The 6254-nt window shown below is 47.9% G+C and carries 6 protein-coding genes; 3 read left to right on the top strand and 3 right to left on the bottom strand.

Going from position 1 to position 6254, the window contains the following annotated elements:
* Window positions 1–1957 precede the first annotated feature (1957 nt).
* Genes P378_RS24200 through P378_RS12190 form a run of 3 tightly spaced genes read right to left on the bottom strand, consistent with a single transcriptional unit; the run spans window position 1958 to window position 2453 of the window.
* Window positions 1958–2056 carry a type II toxin-antitoxin system RelE family toxin gene (locus P378_RS24200; protein WP_420796002.1) on the bottom strand — a complete coding sequence of 33 codons (99 nt, stop codon included), beginning with the start codon at window positions 2054–2056 and terminating at the stop codon, window positions 1958–1960.
* The gene (locus P378_RS21795; protein WP_238473178.1) at window positions 2020–2208 is read right to left on the bottom strand and encodes a type II toxin-antitoxin system RelE family toxin; all 189 of its coding nucleotides are present in this window, start codon (window positions 2206–2208) and stop codon (window positions 2020–2022) included. The genes P378_RS24200 and P378_RS21795 overlap by 37 nt, the downstream gene beginning before the upstream one ends.
* On the bottom strand, window positions 2205–2453 hold the full coding sequence (locus P378_RS12190) for a hypothetical protein (RefSeq protein ID WP_099083443.1): 249 nt from the start codon (window positions 2451–2453) through the stop codon (window positions 2205–2207). The genes P378_RS21795 and P378_RS12190 overlap by 4 nt, the downstream gene beginning before the upstream one ends.
* A gap of 632 nt (window positions 2454–3085) precedes the next feature.
* Here P378_RS12190 and P378_RS12195 point away from each other — a divergent pair.
* The 3 genes from P378_RS12195 (at window position 3086) to P378_RS24525 (ending at window position 5516) form a co-directional block, all read left to right on the top strand.
* A complete protein-coding gene (locus P378_RS12195; RefSeq protein WP_238473179.1) occupies window positions 3086–4198 on the top strand; it encodes an Rpn family recombination-promoting nuclease/putative transposase in 1113 nt (370 codons plus the stop codon).
* Window positions 4199–4608: 410 nt separating this feature from the next.
* A complete protein-coding gene (locus tag P378_RS24520; protein WP_274378716.1) occupies window positions 4609–5106 on the top strand; it encodes an Rpn family recombination-promoting nuclease/putative transposase in 498 nt (165 codons plus the stop codon).
* A 65-nt stretch (window positions 5107–5171) separates the two neighbouring features.
* Window positions 5172–5516 carry a hypothetical protein gene (locus P378_RS24525; protein ID WP_274378715.1) on the top strand — a complete coding sequence of 115 codons (345 nt, stop codon included), beginning with the start codon at window positions 5172–5174 and terminating at the stop codon, window positions 5514–5516.
* Window positions 5517–6254: the final 738 nt, after the last annotated feature.

Genomic DNA, 6254 nt, shown 5'->3' on the forward strand with positions numbered 1-6254 from the left:
TCCTGGGAGACCGTCTTGGGGCTGAAGAATGAAATGGAAAACTGATGCTGACCAGCGAAGGGAGCCGGGGCATCCCTAACAAGCAATCCCTGCCAGGCACCTAACTTATTATAGCCTCCCGGTAGGCCATCCCGCAGGAGTACGGCCCGCGCACTCTGGAAACGGAGAGTGAGTGATTGCCCGTTGCCCCAGCAGTAGAGACAAAAAACGAAACAAACGCCGCCGTAAGAATATGCTCGAGGAAATCCCTGGCAGAAAACCGCTGCCAGGGATTTCCAAAAAGTGCCTGGCACTTCACTAAACTAAAGTGAAGGCGCTTTTTCTTTTCCGGGTCATCCTTTCGGGTCTGGTGGTTTCAATGAAAGGCTACCTAGGCGGTGCCAGGTACCGTCTCGCATGAAAGTTGTATACGAGCACAAAAAGTTACCGCCGGACGGAACCAGGCACCGCCCCCGGTAAATCGGGGAAATTGCACCAAAAACACTTGCATTTTACCACCAGCCACAGGGACGGTTCTGCGGCTGGTGAATAAGAACCACAAAACTGCATAACAACCTGAACTATCATCAAACTGGTAGCTATGGTCGTGCCAAGCGGCCATGGCTTATTGTGTCCAACTTCTATATGCATAAGTGTAAATAATGATTTGTTTATTGGTGGTGGTATGATATGCCAAAGAAGTTAACAAAGCGATGTGATCGCTGTAAAAAAGAAAAGTCATTAGGTGAATTTTATCACAATTCTACCAAGAAAGATTATCATAATGACATATGCTCGAGGAAATCCCTGGCAGAAAACCGCTGCCAGGGATTTCCAAAAAGTGCCTGGCACTTCACTAAACAAGAGAAGCCTTACCCTAAAAGGGTAAGGCCTTTCTCTTTCTATAGAGTCTGTAGTTTTGTTGCTGACCCGGAAGCTGATTGCACATGAGAAGCTGTTACCGTTTCCCGAAGGATTGCTTTTCTCGTCCGTGAAAAACTAACCCTACGAAAAACGGTAACGGCTTTGTATAGGCAATCAACTCCCGGGCCGGCAATAAAACCTTCGTTTCGACAGGAAAAAAACTAACCCCCTCGAAAAGATGGTAACGCTTCGATGTATGCAGCCAGTTTTCGGATTAATAGCACAACTTTTTCCGACAGTTTATTTAATTTATATTCTACTAACTTACCCTTTTGGTAACGGGTATGCTGTAAAAAGCCGGTCAATAAGTTTATTCCACTCGTTTTTCTTTCTTAGCATCCCCTTTTAAGTAACGAATTAATTATATACCCACCCTGGGAGTGGAATAAATGCCAGTTTATTCTATATGTTTATTCTACTAGCAGCCATGGTCGCACCAAGCGGCTATGGCTGCTCATGTATTTATTGGGGGTGGAATAATTCAAGTCAGGGACGGTTCTTGACTTGAATTTGTTTGCAGCCACGGGGACGGTTCTTGAAGGGGGCAATCGGAAGTTTTGCATGCAAAAGGCTCAACTAGCTTATGTCAGCAGCTTGTTGAGCCTTAATAATACTTATGCGCAAGAACTACACGCAAAATTTTTGATTGACCCAGAAGAATGAAGTCGCTCTGCTCCCAGCTATGGGGATTATTCGTTTCTGTACTCTCTGGAAAATATTTTTCTAAAAAGAAGGACTTTTTGGATTTATGTCGAAAAAAACGGGGTTTCAATCAGCACTCTTTTCCTTGCTATATGTTCATTTTAACACACTTGTAAGGGAATTTCACTAGACTTTATATTATGAAAGCCATCGCAAAGCGATTTCGTTCTTCTCTTGAGTCAAAAGGTGCCTGGCTCTTTACCACTAAAGTGCAGGTGCCTTTTCTTTTCCGGGTCATTCTTTACTAGAGGTTATCCCTGAAACGAAGCGATATCTCCCCAAAAAGAAGTACCGCAAAAAGGAAGGTCTCTCACCTGAGAGTCCTTTTCATATATATTTTTGTCCGATTCGCTTATTTATACGCCTCTCTACGATGAAGTATACGCAGTGCGTAGATAACCACTTCACTGCCTTTTATACGCATGATAACTCGATAATTTCCAACTCGCAGCCGCCAAAGGTCAACTTCTCCTTTAAGTTTTTTAATGTCCGCATTTTGCGGTGATAATAACATTCTATCCAGGCTATTTGTACACGCCTTTGAGTTGCCTTGTCTAGTTTAGACAAATCTTTCTGGGCCTGGTTAGTTATGATTAATTTCATAGACCAAGCTCCTTTTTAACTTGTTCCCAGGGCTTTGTTAGGCCAGCCGCTATGTCTTGTTCTGCTTCATTGATAGCTAATTTTTCTTCCTCTGTTAAATGTTCATCAACTTCTGGAGGGCTGGCTAAAAGCTCCTCCCAGGGATTCTCACGGATGATTATTTCAATGATTTGCTTAACTGTTCTAACTTTGTGGTCTGGTAAAGCATCAACCAGTCGGTGTAATTCGCTTCTTATTGGGTTCATATTTAACACCTCCATCAAATTCCTGTCCCTATTATCATCTGTCCTTAAGTACAGTGTCAATGCATTTTATTCGGCAAAATATTTTCCCAGTACCCACCAGCACACCAGTACCCCTACTCCCAAACGAATCTAAACGAATCCAACGAATCAAGGGGACGGTTCTTGAAGGGGGCAATCGGAAGTTTTGCCTGAAAAAAGGCTCAACTATTAGCTCGAGGAAATCCCTGGCAAAAAGTGCCTCCAAAAAGTGCCTGGCACTTCACTAAACTAAAGTGACGGTACTTTTTCTTTTCCGGGTCATCCTTTTGGGTCTGGTGGTTTCAATGAAAGGCTACCTAGGCGGTGCCAGGTACCGCAAAAAGTTACCGACGGACGGAACCAGGCACCGCCCCCGGCAAATCGGGGAAATTGCACCAAAAAACACTTGCATTWTACTAAATTAAAGTGCAAGTTCTTTTCTTTTTTGGGTATTTTTTGGAGTTCGACAGTTTCAATGAATAGCACAACTCGACACCACCGCCGRCAAATTTTAAATTTATTCTATTATCACATGATGTAAAATAGTAAGAAAGACATTGGGGGTTAAACCATGGGCAGGAGACCTCGGGTTTGGTACCCAGGAGCCATATACCATGTGGTCACACACCGGCGGGGGCATTTTCTTTTCACCAACCGCGCGATTCAGTTTCCACCTCAGCCCCGCCCCATGTCAATTTCCCGTCCGATATGGTATAATACAGCCACAGGAGGATTGTGCCGGTGCCAGAAAAAGACAGCCCCACCACACCCACGACAGAGGATACAGAGAGCTTCTCTCCAGCAAGCGGGCCTTTCTGGAGCTGCTCAAGACCTTTGTCCGGGAAGAATGGACAAAAGACATAGACGAAGACAGCTTGGTGCGGGTGGAAAAGTCCTACGTCCTGCAGGACTTCAGCGAGAAAGAAGCAGACATTATCTACAAGCTGAAGACAAAAGGTAGCGAAGTAATATTCTACRTCCTGCTGGAACTGCAGTCCACCGTGGACCACACCATGCCCTTCCGCTTGCTGCAATACATGCTGGAAATATGGCGGGACGTCTACAACAATACCCCGGAGAAAGAGCGGAGGCGCAAGGGCTTCCGGCTGCCGGCCATCGTCCCCGCCGTCATCTACAACGGCGAGAGAGGCTGGACGGCCCGCAGGAGCTTCAGGGAGTACCAGTCGGGGCACGAGCGGTTCCCCGGTCGCCTGCTGGACTTCTCCTACATCCTCTTCGACGTAGTACGCTACAGCGAGGAAGAGCTGCACCGGGCGGCCAACGTGGTGTCCAGCGTGTTCTACCTGGATCAGACCGTRGATCCCCTGGAGCTGGCGCCCCGGCTCAGGAAGCTCGCCGGCGTGCTGGAGGGCATGACCCCAGAGCAGTTCCGGCAGGTGACGGTGTGGCTGAAGAACGTCATCAAGCGCAAATTGCCGGGACCCCTGCAAGAAGAGGTAGAACGCGTGCTGGAGGAAAACGATCCCCGGGAGGTGGAGAAGATGATCACCAACATTGAACGGACGTTAGATGAGATGCAAAGGGCGGCTAGGATCGAGGGCAAAATTGAAGGCAAAGTGGAAGGCAAAGTGGAAGGCAAAGTGGAAGGCAAAGTGGAAGTTGCAAAGGCAGCGTTGAGAAAAGGCTTTTCCGTAGAAGACGTGGCTGAGATAACCGGACTGTCCTGGGAGACCGTCTTGGGGCTGAAGAATGAAATGGAAAACTGATGCTGACCAGCGAAGGGAGCCGGGGCATCCCTAACAAGCAATCCCTGCCAGGCACCTAACTTATTATAGCCTCCCGGTAGGCCATCCCGCAGGAGTACGGCCYGYGCACTCTGGAAACGGAGAGTGAGTGATTGCCCGTTGCCCCAGCAGTAGAGACAAAAACCGAAACAAACGCCGCCGTAAGAATATATTATAATATTGCATATACCCAGGAAGCCTCGGAAGAAAATAATCTCTTKCCGGGGCTTTGTGCATGATCTGAACTGCATCTTCGGAGGTATTAATTCCGGCAGAAGTACGCTGTTCTCCGGTTACTGTGGCATCCACTGCGTCAAAGCAGGATATTAAGTAGTAATTGAGAATCTGGTATAATGTTGGCAAGAGAAACAAAGGGAAAGAGGTGAGAATGATTGGAGTTTAAACCCATCAACAGAATAAACGACTATGCCTTCAAGAGGATACTCGGATCGGAAGAAGGCAAAGAGGCACTCATCAGTTTCCTGAACGCAGTACTGAAGCCGGCACCTGGACGGGAACTGACCGCAGTGGAATTGCTGGACCGGGAACTTGACCCCAAATACCTGCTGGACARAGCRGCCAGGCTKGACATMCTGGCCAGGACAGCYGCMGGAGCRCTGGTAAAYGTGGAAGTCCAGATAGCGAATAAATATAATATCGACAAGCGCACCCTGTTCTACTGGGCMKGRCTCTACCACGGGCAGTKAMGCAGYGGGCARGATTTCATCCACCTCAGAAAAACCATCACCATMAACATCCTGGGCTTTRATYRGTTCAAAGGCAAGACMAARTACCAWCMTACCTTCCRYATCAGGGAAGACGAGACCGGTGAGTTACTGAAYGACGAATTGGAAATYCATTTYYTGGAGTTGGAGAAGTCATCMGGCTRAAACGCAGGCCGAAGGAYGCSCTGGARGARTGGCTGCTATACTTCAATAATATTGTAGGCGAAGAAATGGAGGCGATCGCTATGGGAAACCCGGGCATTCGCAAGGCAATGACCATCGAGCAGATATTCTTCAAAAACCAGAGGGAGCGCAGGCTGTATGAGCTAAGGGAGAAGGCTGTCAGGGATGAAATCTCCATGATTAGCGGAGCAAAGGCGGAGGGTRAAGCAGAAATGGCCCAGGAGGCTATCTGCAAATTCTTGGACACCAGGTTCCCTGAAGATTCCGCTGGTTTACAGAGAGATATCCAGAAAATTAATGACATAGTCATTCTTGATAAAATCATCAACAAAATCTACACTGTTAATAGCCTGGAGGAAGCGGCAGCTATTGTCAGGGAGGCAGCCAAATAAGCAAGATAATGTCAGACATCACATAAATTAGCCCCGGAAGGAGATAGACCCTCTTTCCGGGGCTTCTTGTGTCTAATGCTCGAGGAAATCCCTGGCAGAAAACCGCTGCCAGGGATTTCCAAAAAGTGCCTGGCACTTCACTAAACTAAAGTGACGGTACTTTTTCTTTTCCGGGTCATCCTTTTGGGTCTGGTGGTTTCAATGAAAGGCCACCCAGGCGGTGCCAGGTACCGTCTCGCATGAAAGTTGTATACGAGCACAAAAAGTTACCGGCGGACGGAACCAGGCACCGCCCCCGGYAAATYGGGRAAATTGCACCAAAAACACTTGCATTTTACTAAATTAAAGTGCAAGTTCTTTTCTTTTTTGGGGGAATGGAACCTCCGGGGGCTCCCTCGTTCTCCTGGCCTCGCGCCGGTGCCCCGGCAGGCCGACTCCCGTTGGTGACATTCTTTGCTCGAGGAAATCCCTGGCAGAAAACCGCTGCCAGGGATTTCCAAAAAGTGCCTGCCAAAAAGTGCCTGGCAGTGCGGCTGAGCAATGTCGCTGAATGTAGTGGGTGGGAATCCCACCGGGTAGGGTTTAGCCAGCCGCCCGTAGCTAGTCTTGGAACCGATAGGGTAACCTAAAGGTTTAAGCGTAGACAAGCAAGTTAGCGGGCCGAAAGCACAAGCTGAAGGAACTGAGCCCCGAAATACCTATAAAATTGGGAAGGCTGATGCTGTTGCCAGAGCAGAA

The organism is Desulforamulus profundi (assembly GCF_002607855.1).

What these genes read in the sequence shown, in the direction of transcription:
- P378_RS21795 (WP_238473178.1), bottom strand. Translation starts at nt 2,208, where the DNA reads ATGAAATTAATCATAACTAACCAGGCCCAGAAAGATTTGTCTAAACTA.
- P378_RS12190 (WP_099083443.1), bottom strand. Translation starts at nt 2,453, where the DNA reads ATGAACCCAATAAGAAGCGAATTACACCGACTGGTTGATGCTTTACCA.